Raw genomic sequence first — 23,618 nt, 5'->3', positions numbered from 1 at the left:
GGACCCCGTGACTCCTGAGCAGCTTTCCACCGCGGTCGTCGATGTCCTCACCGCGCTCGTCGATGAGGGTGCGATCACCCTTCCCGACGGCGTACCGAGCACTGTCACGGTGGAGCGACCCCGGCAGAAGGGGCACGGCGACTACGCGACCAACGTGGCGCTGCAGCTGGCCAAGAAGGCGGGGATGAACCCGCGTGCGCTGGGGGAGCAGGTCGCGGAGCGGCTGAAGGCGACCGACGGGATCGCGGATGTCGAGATCGCCGGTCCGGGCTTCCTGAACATCTCCGTCGAGGCCGGTGCCCAGGGCAAGCTGGCGGGCGAGATCGTCGCCGCCGGCGCTGCGTACGGCAACAACGAGGCCTTCAAGGGCCACAACATCAACCTGGAGTTCGTCTCCGCCAACCCGACCGGCCCGCTGCACCTCGGTGGTGTTCGCTGGGCTGCGGTCGGTGACGCGCTGGGCCGTGTCCTGGAGGCGTCCGGCGCCGAGGTCACCCGGGAGTACTACTTCAACGACCACGGCGGGCAGATCGACAGGTTCGCCCGGAGCCTCCTGGCCTGGGCGCAGGGCAAGCCGGTGCCGGAGGACGGCTACGGCGGGGCGTACATCGAGGAGATCGCCAAGCAGGTGCTGGCCAAGCGCCCCGATGCGCTCGAGGCCGCGGACCCGCAGGAGGTGTTCCGCGAGATCGGCGTCGACCTGATGTTCACCGAGATCAAGCAGAGCCTGCACGACTTCAACGTCGACTTCGACGTCTACTTCCACGAGGACAACCTCCACAAGTCCGGAGCCGTGGACCGCGCCATCGAGAAGCTCCGCGAGCTCGGCAACGTCTATGAGAAGGACGGCGCGATCTGGCTGGCGACCGAGAAGTTCGGTGACGACAAGGACCGCGTCGTCATCAAGGCAGACGGCAACGGGGCGTATTTCTCCGGCGACCTCGCCTACTACCTCGACAAGCGCGAGCGCGGCTTCGACCGGTGCTTCATCATGCTGGGCGCCGACCACCACGGCTACGTCGGCCGGATGATGGCGATGTGCGCCGCCTTCGGCGACACGCCCCACGAGAACCTCGAGATCCTGATCGGCCAGATGGTCAACCTCCTCAAGGACGGCCAGCCGATGCGGATGTCGAAGCGTGCTGGCACCGTGGTCACCATCGACGACATCGTCGAGGCGATCGGCGTGGACGCGGCCCGCTACGCGCTGGCCCGCTACTCCAGCGACTCCAACATCGACATCGACCTCGACCTGTGGGCCAAGGCCGACAGCGCCAACCCGGTCTACTACGTGCAGTACGTCCACGCGCGCACCTGCCGGATGATGGCCAACGCGGCCGACCTGGGCATGGAGATCGACCTCGACACCTTCGAGCCGGAGCTGCTCACCCACGAGCGCGAGGGTGAGCTGCTGCGTGCGCTGGCCGAGCTGCCGCGTGTGGTCGCGACCGCCGCCGAGCTGCGCGAGCCGCACCGGGTCGCGCGCTACCTCGAGGACACCGCGGGGATCTTCCACCGCTGGTACGACGATGACGACTGCCGGATGCTGCCCAAGGGCGACGAGCCGGTCGCGCCCGTCAACCTCGCCCGGCTGGCGCTCGTCTCCGCGGCCCGCACCGTTTTCGCCAACGGCCTCGGGCTGCTCGGCGTCTCCGCCCCCGAGCGGATGTGACAATCGTCGAGTCGGCTCATCCTGACCGGATTTCCCGCCGAGTCGGCTCGTCATGACGAGCCGACTCGGCAAGGAAATTGGTCAAGATGCGCCGACTCGGCGGATCGATACGTGAATGTGCGCCGACTCGGCGTGGAGAGGAGCGGGGATGAGCTCGCATGTTTCGCCCGGTGGGTTCACCGGGACGTCGCCGGTATGGCTGCGTGAGCCGGAGGACGTCAACGCGCTGGTGCCGGCGCTGTGGTCGGCGACGGCGTCGAAGGATGCGACCGGTGTCCTCACGGTCGGGGGCGTCGCGGTGCCTGACCTGGTCGCCAACATCAACACCCCTGCGTACGTCCTGGACGAGGCCGACTTCCGCGAGCGCGCCCGCGCCTTCCGTGACGCCTTCACCGGCTACGACGTCTACTACGCCGGCAAGGCGTTCCTGTGCACCGAGGTGGCGCGCTGGGTGGCGCAGGAGGGGCTCTGCCTCGACGTCTGCTCCAACGGCGAGCTCTCGGTCGCGCTTCGGGCCGAGGTGGACCCGGCGAAGATCGGCTACCACGGCAACAACAAGACCCCGATGGAGCTGCGCCGGGCGATCGTCGCGGGCGTCGGACGGATCATCGTCGACTCCTTCGACGAGGTCGAGCGGGTCGCCGCGATCACTGCCGAGACCGGCATCACCGCCCGCGTCATGGTGCGGGTGACCGCCGGCGTCGAGGCCCACACGCACGAGTACATCGCCACCGCCCACGAGGACCAGAAGTTCGGCTTCTCGATCTCCTCGGGCGACGCCTTCGAGGCCGTACGCCGTTTGCTGGACGCCCCGAACGTCGAGATGCGCGGGCTCCACTCCCACATCGGTTCCCAGATCTTCGACTCCTCCGGGTTCGAGGTCGCCGCCCGGCGCGTGCTGGCGCTGCAGGCGCGGATCCGGGACGAGCTCGGCACCGAGCTGCCCGAGATGGACCTCGGCGGCGGCTTCGGCATCGCCTACACGACCCAGGACGACCCCTCGACGCCCAAGGCTCTGGCCGAGGAGCTCACCGCGATCGTCGAGCACGAGTGCCGTGGCTTCGGCCTCGCGGTGCCCCACCTCTCGATCGAGCCCGGTCGCGCGATCGTCGGGCCGTCGATGTGCACCGTCTACACCGTCGGCACGGTCAAGGAGGTCGCCCTCGACGGCGGCGTCACCCGGACGTACGTCAGCGTCGACGGCGGGATGAGCGACAACATCCGCACTGCGCTCTACGACGCCGACTACTCCGCCACTCTCGCCGGACGGTCCTCGTCGGCCGGGCCGGTGCTCGGTCGCGTCGTCGGCAAGCACTGCGAGGCCGGCGACATCGTGGTCAAGCACGAGTTCCTGCCCGCCGACATCGCCCCCGGCGACCTGATCGCGGTCCCCGGCACCGGTGCGTACGGCCGCTCGATGGCCTCCAACTACAACCACGCCCTGCGGCCGCCCGTCGTCGCGGTCCGCGACGGTGAGTCCCGGGTCATCGTCCGGCGCGAGACCGAGGACGACCTCTTCGCCACGGACCTGGGCTGAGGCGACGTGGGCGGGCGGTTCGTCTAGGTATGTCGCCGAACCGTCGCTTCCCCTGTGGAGTTCCACCAGGGAAGCGACGGTTCGGCTGCATACCTAGACGAACATTCCTCACGCCCGCAGCGCCCGAAGCACCGCCCGTCCACGGGGTGAGAGGCGGTAGCCGACGGGGAGGGACTCGGTGAGGCCGAGCTCCTTGAGCCGGCGGATGTCGGCCTTGAACGGCTTCTTCTCCCGTCCGATCGAGGCCGCGATGGTCTCGGCCAGCTCGCCGGGCCGGGCCTCGATGAGCTCCAGGTGCTCCCGTGTCCACGGGCCGCGGCGGCTGCGCCGGTCCATGTCGGCCAGCTTCGCGACCAACGCGGCGGTCTCCTTCTTCCCGGGGCGCCTCGCGCGCAGGGCGACCCGCTCGTCGTCGCCTCCGTAGCGCATCTCGATCCGATAGACGTCGCCGTCCTTGCGGGACAGGAACGCCAGCAGGTCCGGGAGGGTCGTGCCCGCACGGCAGGCGTCGTCCTCGGTGAGCGCATCGGACGAGACCGGCGCGACGGAGACGAACTCGACCACGCCGATCCGGGTGCGCTGGCGGCCGCCGGCGACATGCATCGGACGTTTCCAGCGGCGGAAGGCGAGGTCGACCTCGCCGGTGCGGATGCGTTCGAGGTCGGCGTTGGGGAACAGCACGCACCCATCAAACCGCGCGGCGTACGAAATTCGGTTTCGCCTTCCCGAAATCACGGGGTCCGTGAGCCTACGATGGTCCGCATGCCGAGGGGGGTCTACTCAGAAAGGACGCTCGCGGCGCCGTCCCAGGCGCCGCGAGCCTCCTTCGCCCGGCTGACGAAGGAGCGGCGCGACAGCGTGACCCGGGCGGCGCAGACGTTCGGCTGGCCGGTGGTGACCGGCAAGGCCGCCGCGCAGCGGCCGGTGCGGTGGGAGGTGCTGGGTCCGGACGTACGCGCCGAGCGCTGCGACTTCGTGGTCGACGGCACCTGCGACGGCATCCTCGTCGAGTACTGGCACGGCAAGGCGTCTCCCGGGAAGGGTCCCTGGCGACCGGCCCGCTGGGTGGTGGTGCGGGTCCCCGCCCACCTCCCGAAGACGGCCGCGATGATCGGGCTCTCGCCGGGCTCGGGCAACACCGGCACCGGCCGGGTGCCCACGCCGGTCTTCTTCCCGCCGGAGTTCCGCGCCAAGACCAACGTGACCACCCCCGACGGCGCCGTCATCGCCGCCGACGAGGAGCATGCGCGGTCGCTGTCCCGGTTCGCCAGCCACGTCGTCGACGAGCGGCTGTGGGTGGTGGCCCGCAACGATGCGATCACGGTGACCACCGACGTGGAGCCGGACGCGGAGGAGCTGCTCCGTCGCGTACGTCTGGCGCGCGATGTCGCCGCGGTGCTCCGGCCGATCCCGGAGCTCGCCTGAGATCTCCGCAAATCTCTTGACCTCAAGTGAACTTGAGCATGTTGACTCGACACATGCGAGCGATCAGACAGCACGAGTTCGGTGGACCGGAGGTCCTGCGCCTCGAGGAGGTGCCCGACCCGAGACCAGGTCCGGGCCAGGTACGCATCAGGGTGGAGGCGGCCGGCGTCCACCGTCTCGACACCTCGATCAGGGCGGGCGACCTGCCGCCGACGATGCCGCGGCCGGAGCTCCCGATGACTCCCGGCCGCGAGGTCGCGGGCGTGGTCGACGAACTCGGTGAGGGCGTCGACGAAGCCTGGCGGGCCGCGAAGGTCGTCGCCCACCTCGGCCCGGGAAGCAGCGGCGGCTACGCCGAGCTCGCCGTCGCGGACGAGACGCAGCTCTACCGACGCCCCGACGGTCTGGGGTCGCCGGAGGCCGTCGCCGCGATCGGCACCGGCCGCACCTCGGCGGCGGTGCTCGAGGCCGCCCAGATCACTCCCGACGACGTCGTCGTGGTCACCTCGGCGGCCGGTGGCATGGGCGCGATCCTGCTGCAGGGCATCCGCAACGCGGGCGCTCGTGCGGTGGGTCTCGCCGGCTCGGACGCCAAGCTCGAGATCGCCCGCGGATTCGGTGCGCAGACGGCGATCGACTACCGCACGGACGGCTGGCTCGAGCGGCTTCGTGAAGAGGAGCCACGGATCACCGTCCTTCTCGACGGAGTCGGGGGTGACGTACCCAGGCAGGTCTACGCCCACCTCGAGAACGAGGGGCGAATGGTCCGCTTCTCCGGCGACCAGGAGGGCTACGAGGGCGGCGCGAAGATCATCGACATCCTCGGGCCCTGGGTCCAGGGCCGGATCAAGGAGTTCGAGCAGGCTTCCCTCGAGGCCGCGGCGGACGGCACCCGCTCGCCGTACGTCGGCTCCGCCTTCCCGCTCGCCGAGGCGGCAGACGCCCATCGTGCGCTCGAGGCGCGAGAGACCACCGGCAAGGTCGTGCTCCTGACGTGAGAGGTGTCCGCGCCTAGAGCGGAAGTCGGACCCTGGAGCCCGTCCCGGATACCCTTGGGCGCGTGAGCAGCAACAAGACGACCGCGCACGCCGTCGATCCCCTGGGCGTCGCCGTCCTCGGCTGCGGTGTGGTGGGGTCCCAGGTGGTCCGGCTCCTGCTCGAGGGCGATGCGGATCTCGCCGCCAGAGTGGGTGCGCCGCTGGAGATCAAGGGCGTGGCCGTACGCCGCCTCGACGCTCCTCGCGACGTCGAGGTGCCCGCGGAGCTGCTCACCACCGACGCCCACGGCCTGGTCGCCCGCGACGACGTCGACCTCGTGGTCGAGGTGATCGGCGGCATCGAGCCGGCCCGCGGCCTCATCCTCGAGGCGCTGGAGAACGGCGCCAGCGTCGTCACCGCCAACAAGGCGCTCCTGGCCGAGGACGGCCCGACGCTCTACGAGGCCGCCGAGAAGGCCGGCACCGACCTCTACTACGAGGCCGCAGTCGCCGGCGCGATCCCGATCCTGCGCCCCCTGCGCGACTCGCTCGTCGGCGACCACGTCACCAAGGTGATGGGCATCGTCAACGGCACCACCAACTACATCCTCGACAAGATGGACACCTACGGTGCCGGCTTCGACGAGGCCCTCGCCGAAGCCCAGGACCTGGGTTACGCCGAGGCCGACCCGACCGCCGACGTCGAGGGCTTCGACGCCGCCGCCAAGGCCGCGATCCTGGCGAGCCTCGCCTTCCACACCCGGGTGACCGCCAGCGACGTCTACCGCGAGGGCATCACCGAGGTCACCGCCGGCGACGTCGCCTCGGCCAAGGCCATGGGCAGCGTCGTCAAGCTGCTCGCGATCGCCGAGCTCGACGGCGACGACGTCTCGGCGCGGGTCCACCCGGTGATGATCCCGCGCACGCACGCGCTGGCGACCGTACGCGGCGCCTACAACGCCGTCTTCGTCGAGTCCGCCTCGGCCGGCGACCTGATGTTCTACGGCCAGGGCGCGGGCGGCGATCCCACCGCGAGCGCCGTCCTGGGCGACCTGGTCACGATCGCGCGCAACAAGGTCCTCGGCACCCGTGGCTTCGGCGAGTCCGCCTACGCCGCCCGCGCGGTGCGCCCGATGGGCGAGACCGTCACCCGCTACCACGTCAGCCTCGACGTGGCCGACAAGGCCGGCGTGCTCGCCGCCGTCGCGACCGCCTTCTCCGAGCACGGCGTCTCGATCAAGGCCGTACGCCAAGAAGGCAGGGGAGAGGACGCCCAGCTCGTCGTCGTCTCCCACGAGGCCCCCGATGCCGCGCTCGCGGCGACCGTGCAGCACCTGCGCGAGATGGAGTTCGTCCGCGACGTCGCTTCGGTGATGCGCGTAGAAGGAGCAGTTTGATGACCGGCCCGACAAAGCAATGGCGCGGCGTGATCGAGGAGTACCGCACCCTCCTCGACATCCCCCAGGACACCCCGGCGGTGACGCTCGGAGAGGGCGGCACCCCGCTGGTCCACTCCGAGTGGCTCTCCGGCGCCACCAAGGGCGAGGTGTGGCTGAAGGTCGAGGGCCAGAACCCGACGGGCTCGTTCAAGGACCGCGGCATGACCGCGGCGATCTCCGTCGCCGTCCACGAGGGCGCCAAGGCCGTGGTCTGCGCCTCGACCGGCAACACCAGCGCCTCGATGGCCGCCTACGCCGCCAAGGCCGGGATCACCCCGGTCGTGCTCGTCCCCAACGGCAAGATCAGCGCCGCCAAGATGGCCCAGGCGCTGGTCCACGGCGCCGAGGTGGTCAAGGTACGCGGCAACTTCGACGACTGCCTCAAGCTCTCCCGCGCGCTCGCCGACAGCTACCCGGTCGCGCTGGTCAACTCCGTCAACCCGGTCCGCCTCGAGGGCCAGAAGACGGCCGCCTTCGAGGTCGTCGACCGCCTCGGCGATGCCCCTGACTACCACCTCATGCCCATCGGCAACGCCGGCAACCTCTCCGCCTACTGGCTCGGCTACGAGCAGTACGCAGCGGCCGGCCACGCCACCAAGACCCCGGTCATGCGTGCCTTCCAGGCCGAGGGCGCGGCGCCGCTCGTGCTCGGCCACCCCGTCGAGCACCCGGAGACCAGGGCGACCGCGATCCGCATCGGCAACCCGGCCTCGTGGCAGCTCGCCGAGGCCGCGGCCGCCAAGTCCGGTGGCCGCTTCCGGGCGCTCTCCGACGACCAGATCCTCTCCGCCCAGGCGCTGCTCGCCCGCAACGACGGCGTCTTCGTCGAGCCCGCCTCGGCGGCCGGTGTCGCCGGGCTCCTTGCCGACCTCGAGGCGGGGGATACCTACGCCGGGGCCACCACGGTCATCACCGTCACCGGCCACGGGCTCAAGGACACCGCCACCGCGCTGGAGTTCTTCGGTGAGCTGCCCGAGATCATCATCGACGCCGACCTCGAGGCCGCGGCGGCAGCAGCAGGGCTCGCGTAGCACCGATGACGTTCGTTGAAGGCCCGGTCACCGTCACCGTCCCGGCCACCTCCGCCAACCTCGGCCCCGGCTACGACTCGCTGGGACTCGCGCTCGACCTGCGCGACGAGCTCACCGGCGAGGTGATCTCGACAGGCTCGATCTCCGGGGAATCGACGTTGGAGGTCACCGTCGAGGGGGCGGGCGAGGACACGGTCCCGCTCGACGAGTCCCATCTCGTGGTCCGCTCCATGCGGGCCGCCTTCGAGATCATCGGCAAGCAGCCGGCGGGCCTCCGGCTGCACTGTCGCAACCGGATCCCGCACGCGCGTGGTCTGGGCTCGTCCTCGGCCGCGATCATCGGCGGCCTCGTGCTCGCTCGGGCCCTGGTCGCCGGGGGAGAGCTGATCCTGGACGACGACACCCTGTTCCAGAAGGCCGCCGAGATCGAGGGGCACCCCGACAACGTCGCGCCTGCCTTCCACGGCGGCTTCACGATCGCGGGTGACGACGAGGGCTTCTTCGCGGTCCGCACCGCCGTCGACCCGAGGGTCAGCGTCGTCGTCTTCGTCCCCGCGACCGGCGTCGAGACCAAGACCGTCCGCAGCCTGCTGCCCGAGACCGTCCCACACTCCGACGCAGCGGCCGATGCCGGACGTACGGCTCTCCTGGTCGCGGCGCTGTGCGATGCGCCCGAACACCTCCACCGCGCCACCCGCGACTTCCTCCACCAGGAGTACCGCCGGCCCGCGATGCCGGAGTCGCTCGCCCTGGTCGACGAGCTGCGCGCCGACGGCGTCGCGGCGATCGTCTCCGGCGCCGGACCCACCGTGCTGGCGTTCAGCAGCGGTGTGGAGTCGGCCGAGACGACCAAGCTCACCGGCCGCTGTCCGGCCGGCTGGACCTGTCATGCGCTGAGCGTCGACATGGACGGCGTACGCATCCTCTGAGCCGCGTCCGGGCCCCTGCTCTGAGGGGTGCCATGCGTGTTAGCCTGGACATACATCCGTTGGGCCGTTCAGGCCTGCGGGTGTGCTATCCCCCTTTCGTGCCGTGCCACTTCGTTTGGCGCGCACCGGCGCGTCAGGGGTTCTGACAAACGAGCCGTCGGCGTCGTACGCCGATCGGCGATACGTGGGAAAGGACTCACGTGACTGAAACCATGGAATCCACTGCGCCGGAGCCGAACGCAGCCCCGAAGAAGCGCGGTGGCCTTGGCGGAATGCTCCTCGCCGATCTCAAGGCGATGGCGAACGGTATGGGTATCACCGGGGCGAACTCGATGAAGAAGGCCCAGCTGATCGACGCGATCAAGGCTGCGCAGAGCAGCCGTGCGCAGTCGGCGACGGCCGAGAAGGTCGAGAAGGTCGAGAAGGTCGAGAAGCCTGCCGCTGAGAAGCCTGTGGAGAAGGCCGCAGAGAAGCCGGCCGAGAAGCCCGCGGAGAAGTCCGCCGAGGCTGCTGACGCCGGCAGCGAGGGCCCCCAGCGCCCGCGTCGCCAGCGCAACCAGAACCAGAACCAGAACAAGAGCGGTGGCCAGGGCGGTCAGGGCGGCCAGGGCGGCCAGTCCGCCGGCGGTGGCCAGGGCAAGGGTCCGGCCAAGGCCGGCCAGCCTGCCGCCGAGAAGAAGAACGAGGACGCCCAGAAGGAGCGGCCCGCGGAGTCGGCCGACGACACGGGCGATGACGACGGTGAGGGTGGCAGCCGCCGCAACCGTCGTCGTCGGGGTCGCGACCGCGACCGCAACCGCCCGGGTCGCGGCGAGCCGGACACGACCGTCCTCGAGGACGACGTGCTCGTGCCCGCGGCAGGCATCCTGGACGTACTCGACAACTACGCCTTCGTCCGCACCTCCGGCTATCTGCCCGGCCCCGACGACGTCTACCTCTCCCTGTCGCTGGTCAAGCGTCTCGGCCTGCGCCGTGGCGACGCGATCGTCGGCCAGGTGCGTCAGCCCCGCGAGGGCGAGCGCAAGGAGAAGTACAACCCGATGGTGCGCATCGACTCGGTCAACGGTGCCGACCCCGAGGTCGCCAAGCACCGCGTCGAGTTCGACAAGCTCGCGCCGGTCCACCCCGACCAGCGGCTCCGCCTCGAGGGCGGCTCCGACCCGGTCACCGGTCGGGTCATCGATTTGATCGCGCCGATCGGCAAGGGCCAGCGCGGCCTGATCGCCTCGCCGTCGAAGGCGGGCAAGACGACCGTCCTGCAGGCGATCGCCGGAGCGATCACCACCAACAACCCCGAGTGCCACCTGATGGTGGTGCTCGTCGACGAGCGCCCGGAGGAGGTCACCGACTTCGAGCGCAGCGTCAAGGGTGAGGTCATCGCCTCCACCTTCGACCGTCAGCCCGCCGACCACACCGTCGTCGCCGAGCTGGCCATCGAGCGGGCCAAGCGTCTGGTCGAGCTCGGCCACGACGTGGTCGTCCTGCTCGACGGGCTGACTCGACTGGGCAAGGCCTACAACCTCTCCGTCCCGGCATCGGGCCGGATCCTCGGTGGCGGCGTCGACTCCGCGGCGCTCTACCCGACCAAGCGGTTCTTCGGTGCGGCCCGCAACATCGAGGACGGCGGCTCGCTGACCATCCTCGCCACGGCCGCGGTCGAGACCGGTTCGAAGACCGACGAGATCATCTTCGAGGCGTTCAAGGACACCGCGAACTCCGAGCTGCGCCTGAGCGAGGACTACGCGGAGGCCGGGATCTTCCCCGCCGTCGACGTCCACGCCTCCGGCACCCGCCGCGACGATCTGCTCTTCACCGGCGGCGAGGGTGACGCGGTGCGCAAGCTGCGCGCCTCGCTGGCCACGCTGGACGGGGCCAAGGCCGCCTCGGTCCTGGTCGAGAAGGTCGCCGGGTCCGCCACCAACATGGTGCTGCTCAACGAGGTCACCAAGAGCTGAGTGCCGTGCGTCCTGGGGCCGCCGGGAATTATTGGCGGCTCCAGGCGTTCACATACACTGAATCCTCGGTGCCGGTTCACGTCCCGCAACCTGCGGAGGCGACCCGGAACCCCATGTCTTGAGAGGAACCTCATGAAGACCGACATCCACCCGACGTACGTCGAGACCCAGGTCACTTGCACCTGCGGCAACTCCTTCACCACGCGCAGCACCGTGGCCGAGGGCGCCATCCGCGCCGACGTGTGCTCCAACTGCCACCCGTTCTACACGGGCAAGCAGAAGATCCTCGACACCGGCGGTCGTGTGGCTCGCTTCGAGGCTCGCTTCGGCAAGCGCAACAAGTAGCTGCCTCCCAGCGCCGGCCCCTGCATCCGCAGGTGGCCGGCGCTGGTGTGTTCGGAGGGTTTCACCGGCGTAGGAAGCGAGGCGGAGATGTCACAGTTCGAAGCAGTCGAAGGGCTCATCGAGGAGCACGGGGGGCTGGAGAAGCGGCTCGCCGAGCCGGAGACCCATGCCGACGCGCGCCTGGCGAAGAAGCTCAACCAGCGGTACGCCGAGCTGAGCTCGATCATCGACGCCTACCGCTCCTGGCAGCAGCTCGGTGACGACATCGAGGCCGCCCGTGAGCTGGCGGGGGAGGACCCCGCGTTCGCCGAGGAGGCCGAGGCGCTGGTGCCGCAGCGCGAGGAGGCCGAGGAGCGGCTCCGTCGCCTGCTCGTGCCCCGTGACCCGACCGACGACAAGGACGCCATCCTCGAGGTGAAGTCGGGGGAGGGCGGTGAGGAGTCGGCGCTGTTCGCCGGCGACCTGCTGCGGATGTACACGCGCTATGCCGAGCGTCAGGGCTGGAAGCTCGAGCTCCTCGACGCCAACGAGTCCGACCTCGGCGGCTACAAGTCGGTCACCGTCGCGGTGAAGGCGAAGGGCACCTCCGAGCCCGGCCGGGCGCCCTATGCCCTGCTCAAGTTCGAGGGCGGCGTACACCGTGTCCAACGGGTGCCGGTCACCGAGTCGCAGGGTCGCGTGCACACCTCCGCGGCCGGCGTCCTGGTGGTTCCCGAGGCGGAGCCCATCGATGTCGAGATCAACGACAACGACCTCCGCATCGACGTCTACCGCTCCTCGGGGCCCGGCGGCCAGTCGGTGAACACCACCGACTCGGCGGTCCGGATCACCCACATCCCCACCGGCATCGTCGTCTCGATGCAGAACGAGAAGTCGCAGCTGCAGAACAAGGAGCAGGCCATGCGCGTGCTCCGCTCCCGCCTGCTCCAGGCGGCCCAGGATGCTGCCGACGCGGAAGCCTCCGACGCCCGCCGCTCCCAGGTGCGCACCGTCGACCGCTCCGAGCGCATCCGCACCTACAACTTCCCGGAGAACCGCATCTCCGACCACCGCACCGGCTACAAGTCGTACAACCTCGACCAGGTCCTCGACGGTGACCTGGAGCCGGTGATCGGCAGCGCCGTGGACGCCGACCTGGCGGCCCGCCTGGCCTCCCTCGACTCCTGAGGACCACCACAACGTCGAAGGTCGCAGTCACTGGGTGACTGCGACCTTCGAGTTCTGCCGATGCGGGTCAGGCGTCGGCCTTCTTCTTGAAGCCCACCACGAACCCGGCGGCCTGGGCGGAGGCCTCGCTGTCGAACCAGACCTCGGCCTGGGTCCGCTTGTAGGCGGTGCTGGCGGAGGTGTGGTAGCGCTTCGCGCCGTCCTTACGGATGTTGCCCTTCACGACGTACGTCGCGTGGGGGCTGGAGCCGTCCTCGAGCGGGTCGGCGCTACCGGCGCCGTAGCTGCTCGCCGGCGGCAGCGGCTGCTCGGTCTCGGTGGTGTCGGCCTTCTTGCTGCGGTCGTAGAAGTCGCTGCTCGCCCGCACGAACCCGGCCGCCTCGGCCGACTCCTCGGAGTCGAAGTAGACGGCCGCCTTCGTACGGCCGTAGTAAGGGCTCGCCGTCGTGTGGTACTTCTTCCCGCTGCTGCCCTTGATGCTGTACGCAGCATCCGAGCTGCTCCCGTCAGCAGCCGGCAGCACTGCCCCGGCGTAGGGAGCACCCTTGGTCGCGGCGGGCGCCTCGGCGGGAGCGGTCTCGGGGATGACCTCGGCGGTGGGAGCCGGGGTCTCGGCGTCGTCGGCCGTCGGCTCGGTGGTCGCCTCGGCAGCCGCAGCGGCGGTGACGCTCTCAGCCTCGGCGACCACGGCAGCGGTGTCCGCCTCGGTCACCTCGGCGGCGGAGGTCTCCGATGCCTCGGCGGTCTCGTCAGCCGGAGCCTCAGCCGCCGGAGTCTCGTCGGCGACCGGCTCGGTCACGGACGTCTCGGCGGGAACCGCAGCAGCGGCCACGGGAGCGCTGGTGGGCTCGGTCGCCGGGCTGTCGTCGTCCGTTTGATGTGCGGCCTTGGCGTCCTTGCGGATCGGACGTCCGAAGAAGAACCAGATCAGAAGAGCGAGGACGAGGATGAGTGCAAGCAGCAAAAGCCACTTCAACATGGGGTGATGTTTCCTTCCGGGGGAGATCTCGGGTGTGATGGTGGGGCAGCACAGCGCCCGACGAGGTGTGCGGCCAGTCCCGCGTCCCCCGATATGACCGGAAGAACCGTTGAAGCGCCCGAACGTTACCCTCAGCCGGGTAAAGCATGACTAACACATTCAGGAGCTGTTGCCCATGACCGCCCCGCGCACACTTCTGGCAAGTGCCCGAAAGGAGCTCGAAGAGGCCGGAATCGACAGCCCGGACGCCGATGCGGCCATCTTGCTGGCCCATGTCCTCGACACCGACCGCAACCGCCTCGTCCTGGTCGATGACGTGTCGGAGGACCAGGAGAAGGCCTATGCGGACCTGCTCACCCGCCGTGCTGGACGCGAGCCTCTGCAGCACCTGACGGGCGTGGCGTACTTCCGGCACGTCGAGCTCGCCGTCGGTCCTGGCGTCTTCGTGCCTCGGCCCGAGACCGAGCTGCTCGCCGGCTGGGCGATCGAGCGGGCCACCGCGATCGAGGCCCCCGTCGTCGTCGATCTCTGCACCGGATCGGGAGCGATCGCCAAGAGCATCGCCGACGAGGTCCCGGGCGCGCAGGTGCATGCGGTCGAGCTCTCCGAGGACGCCTACCCCTGGGCCGTACGCAACCTGACCGGCACCGGCGTCGACCTCCGGCAGGGTGACATGGCCGAGGCGTTCGCCGATCTGGACGGCCATGTCGACGTGCTCGTCTGCAACCCGCCCTACATCCCGCTCGAGGCCTGGGAGTCGGTGGCGGCCGAGGCACGCGACCACGACCCCGACCTCGCCCTCTTCTCCGGGCAGGACGGCTTGGACGCGATCCGGGTCCTGGAACGGCGAGCCGCCGAGCTGCTCAGGCCCGGGGGAGTGGTCGGCTTCGAGCATGCCGACGAGCAGGGGTCGAACGCCGACAACGGCGGAGCGCCGGCGGTCTTCTCGGCCACCGGACGCTGGCAGGACGTACGCGATCATCTCGATCTGGCAGGCCGTCCGCGCTTCACGACCGCGCAACTGGCAACATGAGCACTGTGACTGAGCGCTACCCGATCGCGACCGAGGACGAGCAGACCAAGGCGATCGATGCTGCGGCGGCGGCCCTGCAGGCCGGCGAGCTCGTGATCGTCCCGACCGACACGGTCTACGGCATCGCCGCCGACGCGTTCGACAAGGGCGCGGTGGCGGGCCTGCTCGCTGCCAAGGGCCGGGGCCGCGCGATGCCGCCGCCTGTCCTGATCTCCAACGTCGCCACCCTCGACGCCCTCGCGACCCGGGTCCCGGACTGGGCGCGCAGCCTCGTCGAGGAGCTGTGGCCGGGCGCGCTGACGGTGGTGTTCCACCAGCAGCCGTCGTTGCAGTGGGACCTCGGCGAGGCGCGCCAGACCGTGGCCGTACGCATCCCCGACTCCGACATCCTGCGCCGGATCATCGACCGGGTCGGTCCGCTGGCGACCAGCTCGGCCAACCGCACCACGAAGCCGGCCGCGACCAACGCCGACCAGGCCGACGAGATGCTCGGCAAGATGGTCAAGGCCATCATCGACGGCGGCGAGTCGCCCGTCGGTGAGGCCTCCACGATCATCTCCGCCACCGGTGACGAGCCGAAGGTCCTGCGGGAGGGCGCGATCAGCATCGACCGGATCAACGAGATCCTCGCCGAGCACGACGTCGCCATCCGCCGACCCGGTGATCCTGATCCCGCAGCCGAGGCCGAGACCGATATGCCCGCCACGGACGCCGACTCAGAAGCCTGATGCGCGCCTACGTCCTCCTCTTCCTGGTCGCCGCCGTGGTGACCTACCTGCTCACCGTCGTCGCCCGCGAGTTCGCGATGCGCACGGGGGCCGTCGCGAAGGTCCGCGACCGTGACGTACACGCCGTTCCGATCCCCTACATGGGTGGCGTGGCGATGCTCGGTGGCCTGGTCGCGGCCTACCTGGTCGCCCGTGAGCTGCCGTTCCTGGCCGATGCGCCCGACTTCGTGCTCCAGGACACCGGCGTCGTGATCCTCGCCGGTGCGCTGATCTGTGTCGTCGGCGTCGTCGACGACATCTTCGAGCTCGACGCCCTCACCAAGCTGGGCGGTCAGGTGCTGGCGACCGCGATCCTGGTGGGCTTCAACCTGCAGTACAGCCTGATCACCTTCCCCGACGGCACCCAGTTCTCCATCGACCCCGCCCAGGGCGCGCTGCTCACCGGGCTCGTCGTGATCACCGTGGTCAACGCGGTCAACTTCATCGACGGTCTCGACGGTCTGGCCGCCGGTGTCGTCGGCATCGGAGCGCTGGCGCTGTTCCTGTTCTGCTACCAGTTCACCCGGATCAACGACATCGGCCGCGCGTCGACCGCGGCTCTGCTGACCGTCGCGCTCGCCGGAGCCTGCGTCGGCTTCCTGATCCACAACTGGCACCCCGCTCGGCTGTTCATGGGGGACAGCGGCTCGATGCTGATCGGCCTGATCCTCGCCGCCAGCGCGGTCACCCTCTCGGGCTCGTACAACGCCGGCGGTCTGAACGTGAACGCCTTCGACGCCTCCACGGCCCTCCTGGTCACCTTCCTGCCGCTGCTGCTCCCCCTGACCATCCTGGTGGTGCCGCTCGTCGACCTCGTCCTGGCCGTCGTACGCCGCACCCGCGCCGGCCGCTCCCCGTTCGCCGCGGACAAGAAGCACCTCCACCACCGCCTCCTGGAGATCGGCCACTCGCAGCGTCGTGCCGTGCTGATCATGTGGCTCTGGGCCGGGCTGATGTCCTTCGGCTCCGTCTTCGTGACCCTCTACCGCGGCCCGGTCGTCATCGTCGGCGTCGTGGTCGCCACCGCCCTCATCGTGATCCTCACGTTCGCCCTCCCCAAGATCCGCGGCGAGCGCACCGACAAGCTCCTCGAGGTCCCTGAGGACATCACCCCGCTGGAGAACCAGCCCCACTGATCTCCTGAGGCGCACATTGCCCTTGTCGGTTTCGTCGGGTCGATGCAAACTGGTCGCCTCGGTCAACTGACCGATATCTCGGGTTGAATGGGGTTCAGGTGGACGGTTTCGTTGTGCGGCCCGCGGCCATCCGTGCGGCTGCCAGGGACTTCGACAGCTTGTCGGACAAGGCGGACTACATCCGCAAGGCGGCGTCCGAATGGATGCATGTACCCCGCGACTCCAGCGTGTTGAGCGAGATTGCGTCCGAAGTCGACATGCTCCGTGAAGCTCTCCTCGACTCCTACGGGTCGACCGGCGAATACCGTCGGATGATGGAAGGAGTCGCCGAAACGCTCCGCGCGATCGCTCGCGACTACGAGACCACGGACCTTGATGTGGCTCGGAGGGCGGACGAAGTGATGCCCGAGATCGACCGACCTGGCACGGGCTCGTTCGCCACACCGGGGATCGACGAAGAGGAGTACGCCTCGAAGTTCAAGGAGGGGCCAAGCGGGAGCTTCGAGGACTATGACCAGTTCCTCGACATCAGCAAGAAGATCGACGATCAGCTCTAGTTCAAGTGGGTCGGCAACACGTTGGAGAAACTGGGGATCGAGGATCCACTCAAGAAGTTGGAGCTCCAGCTGAGCGGGGACTGGACCAAGGTGGGGGAAGCGCTGGGTGCGCTGGATATGGCGATCCAGACGTTGACCGACATCATCTGGGACCTCGATGGAGTCATCGAGTCACTGGACGGCAAGTGGGAGGGCAACGCGTCCAACTCTGCCCGTGAGTACCTCAAGAAGGTACGAGACGTGGTGTGCGAGAGCGGTTCTGGATTCGGGGCTTACCGGGACCGGATGATCGCAGAGTCACTGGCATACAGGGCGCGGATCGACGCCCTGAACGAACTGCTCGGACTGGTCCTGGATGAGATTCCCGAGCCGAAGAGTCTGGCGGAACTGCTGACGTCCGCGCTGAACACGGTGACCCCGGCGGGTCTGAGTAGATTGCTCTCGAAGGTCAACATGTACAAGACCGCGTTCGACTTGGCGCTCGCTGCCGCGCAGCAGCTCGTCGCGGGTTTCTCTCAGCTTGCGCGGTTCCAGCAGGACACCAAGTTTCCCGAGGTTCCGCGTTGGACTGCGCCAGACGTCAATGGGGCCGTGTGATGGCACGGGAGTTGTTCGACGAGACGGTCAAGGGGCTGCTCGAGCGCACTCGTGACGCAGACCTCGCCCGCCGGATCCAGGCCTATCAGGTAGGCAGTTCGAGCCGTTTCGACCTGATGCGCGACGCGGGCTTCGGTGAGGCCATGCAGCAGTGGTACGACGAGGTCATTGACGAGCACCGTCAGCGTGGGATCGACCTGGCGAAGGTCGGTGCACAGGTCTGGAGGCAGTGGGAGCACGAGTCGATCAGGCGATCTTGATCGATCAATTAGGGCACCCAAACACGCTTGTGATAGTTTTCACGAGCGTTCGGGATACGCTCCTGAACACGTGAAATGCCCCCAGAGAGAACGGCCGCCGACGATGACGACCGCAACCAGCAAGACCATGGTGCTGCGAGGTTCTGCCGCAGTCTCTGGTGCCGCTGCGCTCGTAGCCCTCGTGGTGGCCTTCTTCGTGGCCGGAAGCACCGGCCTGATCGGCGCGCTGATCGGCTCCATCGCTGCCCTGGTCGTGCTCGGTACCGGCACCTGGGCGATGTTCTGGATCGCTGCCAAGTGGCCGGTCCTCTCGCTTCCGGGGTCGTTCGGTGTCTTCACCCTTCAGGGGCTGCTGCTGTTCGCGGTCCTGTTGGTGCTCTCGACCCAGGCAGAGAGTGTTGTCGTTCGCACGGCTGCCCTCTTGATCGTTGTGGTCACCATCGCTTGGACAACGTCCTTTGCATTCCTGGTGCGACGAGAGCGGATCCCGCTCTTCGACCTCCCGGGGGCAGACGCATGACTCGCCAGTAACGCCTGATATCGTCCGGGCCGTCGGGGGTGGCCGCCGGGATGATACCTGAGCCACAGGGCTCGCCCCCCCAGAATCGTAAGTTTCGAAGAAACAGGAGACAGCGTGAAGTCGCTTGCCGCCAGTGTCTTGGCGTCCGCACCGGAGCCCCACATCCCGGGGCCCGCGGACTTCAACCTGCCGCCGATCGCAGGATCCGGCGACTGGGCTCTGACCAAGATCTCGCTCCTGGTCATCCTCTCCGCCGTGGTCGCCTTCGTGCTGTTCTACGCCATGTCGCGCAAGGCGGCCGTCGTCCCTGGGCGCCTGCAGTTCGTCGGCGAGTACGCCTACGGCTTCGTGCGCAACAGCATCGCCCGCGACAACATCGGCTCGCACGACTTCATGAAGTTCGTGCCCTACTTGTTCACCATCTTCCTCTTCATCCTGGTGAACAACTTCTACGGGATCATCCCGTTCGTCCAGTTCCCGACGATGTCGCACATCGGCTACCCGGCGGCGCTCGCGCTGCTCACCTGGCTGATCTACAACGCCGTCGGCATCGCCAAGCATGGCTTCTTCGGCTACCTGAAGCACCAGACGGTTCCGGCCGGCATCAGCGGTCCGATCCTGATCATGCTGGTCCCGCTGGAGTTCTTCTCCAACATCATCGTCCGGCCGTTCACGCTCGCGCTTCGTCTGTTCGCGACCATGTTCGCCGGTCACCTGCTGCTCGCGCTGTTCTCCATCGGCGGCGCGTACCTGATCCTGCACTACTCACCGGTCTTCCTCGGTGTCACCGCCGGTGTGCTGTCGTTCATCATCGGCATCGCGGTGAGCTTCCTGGACATGCTGATCATGTTCCTGCAGGCCTACGTCTTCACCCTGCTCTCGGCCATGTACATCGGCCAGGCAATCGCCGACGAGCACTGAGCTCCGAAGCAACCCCCTACCAAACCAACGACGCACAACAACTGACGCATCAGGCGTCAACAACCCGAAAGGAAAACCCATGGAGATCGCCCTGGGCACCCTCAACATGGTCGGCCTCGGCCTCGCTGCGATCGGCCCGGCCATCGGCGTCGGCCTGATCTTCGCGGCGTACGTCGCCGGCGTTGCCCGCCAGCCGGAGGCTCAGAGCCGCCTGCAGACGATCGCCATCTTCGGCTTCGTCCTGTGTGAGCAGTTCTTCATCATCTCCCTCGCTCTCGCTTTCGTCCTCAAGCCCTGACGCCGGGGAACGACTGAGGTTTCGACATGATCCTTACCCAGGTAATGGCAGCGGAGGAAGCGCCCAACCCGCTGATCCCGCACGTTCCGGAGATCATCCTCGGCTTCATCGTCATCGCCATCCTCTACATCGGGATCTCCAAGTTCATCGTCCCGAACTTCGAGAAGGCGTACGCCGATCGAACCGCAGCGATCGAAGGCGGCATCGAGAACGCCCAGGCCAAGCAGGCCGAGGCAGATGCCAAGCTCGCCCAGCTCGAGGAGCAGCTCGCGTCGGCCCGCCACGAGGCGGCCCGCATCCGCGAGCAGGCTCGCGAGGAGGGCGCTGCGATCAAGGCCGAGCTTCGCGCCGAGGCGCAGGCCGAGGCCGAGCGCATCATCACCGCCGGCAAGGCGCAGATCGAGGCCGAGCGCCAGGCGGCTGCTACGTCGCTGAAGACCGAGGTCGGCTCGCTGGCCACCGGTCTCGCCGGTCGCATCGTGGGCGAGTCCCTCGATGACGAGGAGCGTGCCAGCCGTGTGGTCGAGCGGTTCCTCGCCGACCTCGAGGCAGGGGTTCACTGATGGACTTCCGTGGAGCGTCGGCCGACGCCGTTGCCGCCCTGACCGAGGAGCTGAAGACCGCTGTCTCCGCCTCTCCTGAGGCGGCGGCCAAGGCGGCCGACACCCTCTTCGAGGTCTCCCAGGCCTTCCGCGCCGAGGCAGCTCTGCGCCGCTTCGTCACCGACGCATCGGTGCCGGCAGAGGCCAAGACCGGCCTCGTCGGTGAGCTGTTCGGCGGGAAGGTCGACGCAACGGCCCTCGGTGTGGTCGAGTCGGCGGTCAAGTGCCGCTGGACGCACGCCGGCGACCTGAGCGACGCGCTCGAGCGACTGAGCGAGATCGCCGCGGTCCTCAGCGCCGGCGGCGAGGCTGATCGCCTCATCGACGAGCTGTTCGCGGTCCAGCAGGCCGTGCAGGAGACGCCGGAGCTGCGCGACGCGCTCTCCGACCCGGCCCGCACGACCGAGGACAAGATCAGGCTGGTCGACGACCTTCTCGGCGGCAAGGCGCTGCCCGCGACGGTCACGCTGACCAAGCAGGCGCTCGCTGGCACCTACCGCACCGCCACGGTCGCGCTGGGTGAGTACCAGAAGGTCGCCGCCGCGGTCGCGGGCGAAAGCACCGCGGTCGTCCGCGTGGCCGCTCCGCTCTCGGAGGCGGACACCACCCGCCTGGCCGCGGCCCTCGCGAAGAAGTACGGCCGCGAGGTCCACCTGAACATCGTGGTCGACCCGGCCATCGTCGGCGGCATCAAGGTCTCGATCGGTGACGACGTCATCGACGGCACCATCTCCAGCCGCCTCGACGGGGCGCAGCGAGCACTCGCCGGCTGATCCGGCATCACGGCCTCACCATGCTGAAGCGAAGCCCGAAGCAGACCAATTGGCCGTACGACCCCTGTGTGACACAGACTTCGACGTAAGAACGAGAGAGAAGGCAGAGATGACGGAGCTCACCATCCGTCCCGACGAGATCAGGGACGCGCTGGCAAAGTACGTCGCGGACTACAAGCCCGAGGCGGCGAAGACCGAGGAGGTCGGCACTGTCGCGCGGACTGCCGACGGCATCGCCCAGGTCTCGGGCCTGCCCTCGGCCATGGCGAACGAGCTCCTCGAGTTCGAGGACGGGACCCTCGGTCTCGCCCTGAACCTCGAGACCCGCGAGATCGGTGTCGTCGTCCTGGGCGACTTCGACAAGATCGAGGAGGGCCAGTCGGTCCGACGTACGGGCGAGGTTCTCTCCGTCCCCGTCGGTGACGGCTACCTCGGCCGCGTCGTGGACCCGCTGGGCACCGCGATCGACGGTCTCGGTGACATCGAGACGGTCGGCCGTCGCGCCCTGGAGCTCCAGGCTCCCGGCGTGATGCAGCGCAAGTCGGTTCACGAGCCGCTCGCCACCGGCATCAAGGCGATCGACGCGATGACCCCGATCGGCCGTGGCCAGCGTCAGCTGATCATCGGCGACCGCGCGACCGGTAAGACCACGGTCGCCATCGACACGATCATCAACCAGAAGCAGAACTGGGACTCGGGTGACCCCGACAAGCAGGTTCGCTGCATCTACGTCGCCATCGGCCAGAAGGGCTCGACCATCGCCTCCGTGCGTGGCGCCCTCGAGGAGGCCGGCGCGCTGGAGTACACGACCATCGTGGCTGCTCCCGCCTCCGACTCCGCCGGCTTCAAGTACCTCGCCCCCTACACCGGCTCGGCCATCGGCCAGCACTGGATGTACGAGGGCAAGCACGTCCTGATCGTCTTCGACGACCTGACCAAGCAGGCCGAGGCCTACCGCGCCGTGTCGCTGCTGCTGCGCCGTCCGCCGGGCCGTGAGGCCTACCCGGGCGACGTCTTCTACCTGCACTCCCGGCTGCTGGAGCGCTGCGCGAAGCTCTCCGACGAGATGGGCGCGGGCTCGATGACCGGTCTGCCGATCATCGAGACCAAGGCCAACGACGTCTCGGCGTTCATCCCGACCAACGTCATCTCCATCACCGACGGTCAGATCTTCCTGCAGTCCGATCTGTTCGCGGCCAACCAGCGTCCGGCGATCGACGTCGGTGTCTCGGTCTCCCGCGTCGGTGGCGCGGCGATGACCAAGGCGCTCAAGGGCGTCACCGGCTCGCTCAAGGTCGACCTCGCGCAGTACCGCGCGATGGAGGCCTTCGCGATGTTCGCCTCCGACCTGGACGCGGCCTCGAAGCAGCAGCTGGCCCGTGGTCAGCGGCTGATGGCGCTGCTCAAGCAGCCGGCCTACTCGCCCTACCCGATCGACGAGATGACCGTCTCCCTGTGGCTGGGCACCACCGGCCGCCTGGACATCGTCCCGACCGAGGACGTGCTCAAGTTCGAGCAGGAGTTCCTCGACTACCTGCGTCGCTCGCACGAGGGCGTGCTGGCCGCGATCCGCGAGTCGCTGAAGTTCGACGACTCCACGGAGTCCGCGCTCAACGGGGCGTACGACAGCTTCCTCGACCAGTTCGAGACCTCGGAGGGCGCCTCGGTCAAGCCGGGTTCCGCCAAGGAAGAGGCCCTCGCTGACGAGGACGTCGAGCAGGAGCAGATCGTCAAGCAGAAGCGGGGCTGACCCATGGCCGTGTCAGTGCGTGAACTCCGCGCGCGGATCAAGTCGACGGAGTCGATGAAGAAGATCACGCGTGCCATGGAGCTCATCGCTGCGTCCCGGATCATCAAGGCGCAGCAGCGGGCCAATGCGGCCGCGCCGTACGCCCGTGAGCTCACCCGCGCCGTCTCGGCGGTGGCGTCCTACTCCAACGTGGACCACCCGCTGACCACCGAGCCGGAGACGCCCACCCGCGCCGCCGTGCTGGTGGTCACCAGCGACCGTGGCCTGGCCGGCTCCTACTCCTCGAGCGTGCTCAAGGAGGCCGAGGGCCTGGTCGAGAAGCTCAAGGCCGAGGGTAAGGAGGTCGACCTCTACGTCACCGGACGCAAGGCGGAGGCCTTCTACAAGTTCCGCGGTCGTTCCGTGGCGCAGGCCTGGACCGGCTTCTCCGACCGCCCGGACTACGACGCGGCCAAGGAGATCGGCGAGAAGCTGATCGAGGTCTTCGTCGAGGGCACCGAGGCCGAGAAGGCCGCCGCTCCCGGCGTCGACGAGGTCCACGTGGTCTACACGCGGTTCATCACCATGATGACGCAGAAGCCCACGGCCGTACGTCTGCTGCCTCTGGAGGTCGTGGAGGGCACCGAGGCTCCGGCCGAGGGCGACGTCCTGCCGCTCTACGAGTTCGAGCCCTCGGCCGAGACCGTGCTCGACTCGCTGCTCCCGCAGTACGTCGTGAGCCGGATCTGGTTCGCGCTGCTGCAGGCAGCCGCCTCCGAGCTGGCCCAGCGTCAGAAGGCGATGAAGTCGGCTACCGACAACGCCGACGAGCTCATCAAGAAGTTCACCCGGGTTGCCAACCAGGCTCGCCAGGCAGGCATCACCCAGGAGATCAGCGAGATCGTCGGTGGCGTGAACGCGCTGGCCGACGCCCAGGCTGCGAACGACTGAGAACCCACAGAAAGACTG

General features: G+C 68.6%; 25 protein-coding genes. 23 read left to right on the top strand and 2 right to left on the bottom strand.

Annotated features, from left to right (window positions below):
• Positions 1–7 precede the first annotated feature (7 nt).
• Both argS and lysA read left to right on the top strand, forming a co-directional pair.
• On the top strand, positions 8–1,672 hold the full coding sequence (gene argS, locus ABZ796_RS18180; RefSeq protein WP_357338688.1) for an arginine--tRNA ligase: 1,665 nt from the start codon (positions 8–10) through the stop codon (positions 1,670–1,672).
• A 148-nt stretch (positions 1,673–1,820) separates the two neighbouring features.
• Positions 1,821–3,209 carry a diaminopimelate decarboxylase gene (gene lysA / locus ABZ796_RS18175; protein WP_357338686.1) on the top strand — a complete coding sequence of 463 codons (1,389 nt, stop codon included), beginning with the start codon at positions 1,821–1,823 and terminating at the stop codon, positions 3,207–3,209.
• A gap of 108 nt (positions 3,210–3,317) precedes the next feature.
• Here the strand turns inward: lysA and ABZ796_RS18170 are convergent, their stop codons facing one another.
• Positions 3,318–3,890, bottom strand: a complete 573-nt coding sequence (locus ABZ796_RS18170; protein WP_357338685.1) for a hypothetical protein — start codon at positions 3,888–3,890, stop codon at positions 3,318–3,320.
• A gap of 81 nt (positions 3,891–3,971) precedes the next feature.
• Here ABZ796_RS18170 and ABZ796_RS18165 point away from each other — a divergent pair, with 81 nt between their 5' ends.
• The 8 genes from ABZ796_RS18165 (at position 3,972) to prfA (ending at position 12,477) form a co-directional block, all read left to right on the top strand.
• Positions 3,972–4,634, top strand: coding sequence for a hypothetical protein (locus ABZ796_RS18165; protein ID WP_357338684.1), 663 nt, complete (start codon positions 3,972–3,974; stop codon positions 4,632–4,634).
• A gap of 53 nt (positions 4,635–4,687) precedes the next feature.
• Complete coding sequence (locus ABZ796_RS18160; protein ID WP_357338683.1) at positions 4,688–5,632, top strand: zinc-binding dehydrogenase; 945 nt, start codon at positions 4,688–4,690, stop codon at positions 5,630–5,632.
• A 62-nt stretch (positions 5,633–5,694) separates the two neighbouring features.
• Positions 5,695–7,008 carry a homoserine dehydrogenase gene (locus ABZ796_RS18155; protein ID WP_357338682.1) on the top strand — a complete coding sequence of 438 codons (1,314 nt, stop codon included), beginning with the start codon at positions 5,695–5,697 and terminating at the stop codon, positions 7,006–7,008.
• Positions 7,008–8,081 (top strand): threonine synthase, encoded by a 1,074-nt coding sequence (gene thrC / locus ABZ796_RS18150; protein WP_357338681.1) that lies wholly within the window; start codon positions 7,008–7,010, stop codon positions 8,079–8,081. Before ABZ796_RS18155 ends, thrC begins: the two co-directional genes overlap by 1 nt.
• 5 nt (positions 8,082–8,086) lie before the next feature.
• Positions 8,087–9,010, top strand: coding sequence for a homoserine kinase (gene thrB, locus ABZ796_RS18145; RefSeq protein WP_357338680.1), 924 nt, complete (start codon positions 8,087–8,089; stop codon positions 9,008–9,010).
• A 212-nt stretch (positions 9,011–9,222) separates the two neighbouring features.
• Positions 9,223–10,965: a transcription termination factor Rho gene (gene rho / locus ABZ796_RS18140; RefSeq protein WP_357338678.1), complete on the top strand. Its 1,743-nt coding sequence runs from the start codon at positions 9,223–9,225 to the stop codon at positions 10,963–10,965.
• A gap of 132 nt (positions 10,966–11,097) precedes the next feature.
• Entirely contained in the window at positions 11,098–11,310 is a 213-nt protein-coding gene (gene rpmE / locus ABZ796_RS18135) for a 50S ribosomal protein L31 (protein WP_350832694.1), read from the top strand.
• Between the two features lie 87 nt (positions 11,311–11,397).
• Positions 11,398–12,477 (top strand): peptide chain release factor 1, encoded by a 1,080-nt coding sequence (gene prfA / locus ABZ796_RS18130; protein ID WP_357338677.1) that lies wholly within the window; start codon positions 11,398–11,400, stop codon positions 12,475–12,477.
• Positions 12,478–12,544: 67 nt separating this feature from the next.
• Here prfA and ABZ796_RS18125 read toward each other — a convergent pair whose 3' ends face one another.
• Positions 12,545–13,456 carry a hypothetical protein gene (locus tag ABZ796_RS18125; protein WP_357338676.1) on the bottom strand — a complete coding sequence of 304 codons (912 nt, stop codon included), beginning with the start codon at positions 13,454–13,456 and terminating at the stop codon, positions 12,545–12,547.
• Between the two features lie 175 nt (positions 13,457–13,631).
• Here ABZ796_RS18125 and prmC point away from each other — a divergent pair, with 175 nt between their 5' ends.
• From prmC to ABZ796_RS18060, 13 genes are all read left to right on the top strand, one after another.
• Complete coding sequence (gene prmC, locus ABZ796_RS18120) at positions 13,632–14,489, top strand: peptide chain release factor N(5)-glutamine methyltransferase (protein WP_357338674.1); 858 nt, start codon at positions 13,632–13,634, stop codon at positions 14,487–14,489.
• The gene (locus tag ABZ796_RS18115; protein ID WP_357338672.1) at positions 14,486–15,217 is read left to right on the top strand and encodes an L-threonylcarbamoyladenylate synthase; all 732 of its coding nucleotides are present in this window, start codon (positions 14,486–14,488) and stop codon (positions 15,215–15,217) included. The genes prmC and ABZ796_RS18115 overlap by 4 nt, the downstream gene beginning before the upstream one ends.
• Complete coding sequence (locus ABZ796_RS18110) at positions 15,217–16,392, top strand: MraY family glycosyltransferase (protein ID WP_357338671.1); 1,176 nt, start codon at positions 15,217–15,219, stop codon at positions 16,390–16,392. Before ABZ796_RS18115 ends, ABZ796_RS18110 begins: the two co-directional genes overlap by 1 nt.
• A 98-nt stretch (positions 16,393–16,490) precedes the next feature.
• A complete protein-coding gene (locus tag ABZ796_RS18105) occupies positions 16,491–16,949 on the top strand; it encodes a hypothetical protein (RefSeq protein WP_357338670.1) in 459 nt (152 codons plus the stop codon).
• A 57-nt stretch (positions 16,950–17,006) separates the two neighbouring features.
• Complete coding sequence (locus tag ABZ796_RS18100) at positions 17,007–17,546, top strand: hypothetical protein (RefSeq protein ID WP_357338669.1); 540 nt, start codon at positions 17,007–17,009, stop codon at positions 17,544–17,546.
• Complete coding sequence (locus ABZ796_RS18095; protein ID WP_357338668.1) at positions 17,546–17,806, top strand: hypothetical protein; 261 nt, start codon at positions 17,546–17,548, stop codon at positions 17,804–17,806. Before ABZ796_RS18100 ends, ABZ796_RS18095 begins: the two co-directional genes overlap by 1 nt.
• 103 nt (positions 17,807–17,909) lie before the next feature.
• On the top strand, positions 17,910–18,326 hold the full coding sequence (locus ABZ796_RS18090; RefSeq protein WP_357338667.1) for a hypothetical protein: 417 nt from the start codon (positions 17,910–17,912) through the stop codon (positions 18,324–18,326).
• A gap of 114 nt (positions 18,327–18,440) precedes the next feature.
• Complete coding sequence (gene atpB / locus ABZ796_RS18085; protein WP_357338666.1) at positions 18,441–19,247, top strand: F0F1 ATP synthase subunit A; 807 nt, start codon at positions 18,441–18,443, stop codon at positions 19,245–19,247.
• A 79-nt stretch (positions 19,248–19,326) separates the two neighbouring features.
• The gene (locus ABZ796_RS18080) at positions 19,327–19,545 is read left to right on the top strand and encodes an ATP synthase F0 subunit C (RefSeq protein ID WP_357338665.1); all 219 of its coding nucleotides are present in this window, start codon (positions 19,327–19,329) and stop codon (positions 19,543–19,545) included.
• Positions 19,546–19,571: 26 nt separating this feature from the next.
• The gene (locus ABZ796_RS18075; protein ID WP_357338664.1) at positions 19,572–20,108 is read left to right on the top strand and encodes a F0F1 ATP synthase subunit B; all 537 of its coding nucleotides are present in this window, start codon (positions 19,572–19,574) and stop codon (positions 20,106–20,108) included.
• Entirely contained in the window at positions 20,108–20,920 is an 813-nt protein-coding gene (locus tag ABZ796_RS18070) for a F0F1 ATP synthase subunit delta (RefSeq protein WP_357338662.1), read from the top strand. Before ABZ796_RS18075 ends, ABZ796_RS18070 begins: the two co-directional genes overlap by 1 nt.
• A gap of 109 nt (positions 20,921–21,029) precedes the next feature.
• Positions 21,030–22,670 (top strand): F0F1 ATP synthase subunit alpha, encoded by a 1,641-nt coding sequence (gene atpA / locus ABZ796_RS18065; RefSeq protein ID WP_357338661.1) that lies wholly within the window; start codon positions 21,030–21,032, stop codon positions 22,668–22,670.
• A 3-nt stretch (positions 22,671–22,673) separates the two neighbouring features.
• The gene (locus ABZ796_RS18060; RefSeq protein ID WP_357338660.1) at positions 22,674–23,600 is read left to right on the top strand and encodes a F0F1 ATP synthase subunit gamma; all 927 of its coding nucleotides are present in this window, start codon (positions 22,674–22,676) and stop codon (positions 23,598–23,600) included.
• Positions 23,601–23,618: the final 18 nt, after the last annotated feature.

The organism is Nocardioides sp. NPDC047086, from assembly GCF_040643685.1.
In the GTDB taxonomy this organism is placed as follows: domain Bacteria; phylum Actinomycetota; class Actinomycetes; order Propionibacteriales; family Nocardioidaceae; genus Nocardioides.
The sequence above is the reverse complement of the archived record's forward strand: the minus strand, read 5'-3'. Positions and strand labels throughout refer to the sequence as shown.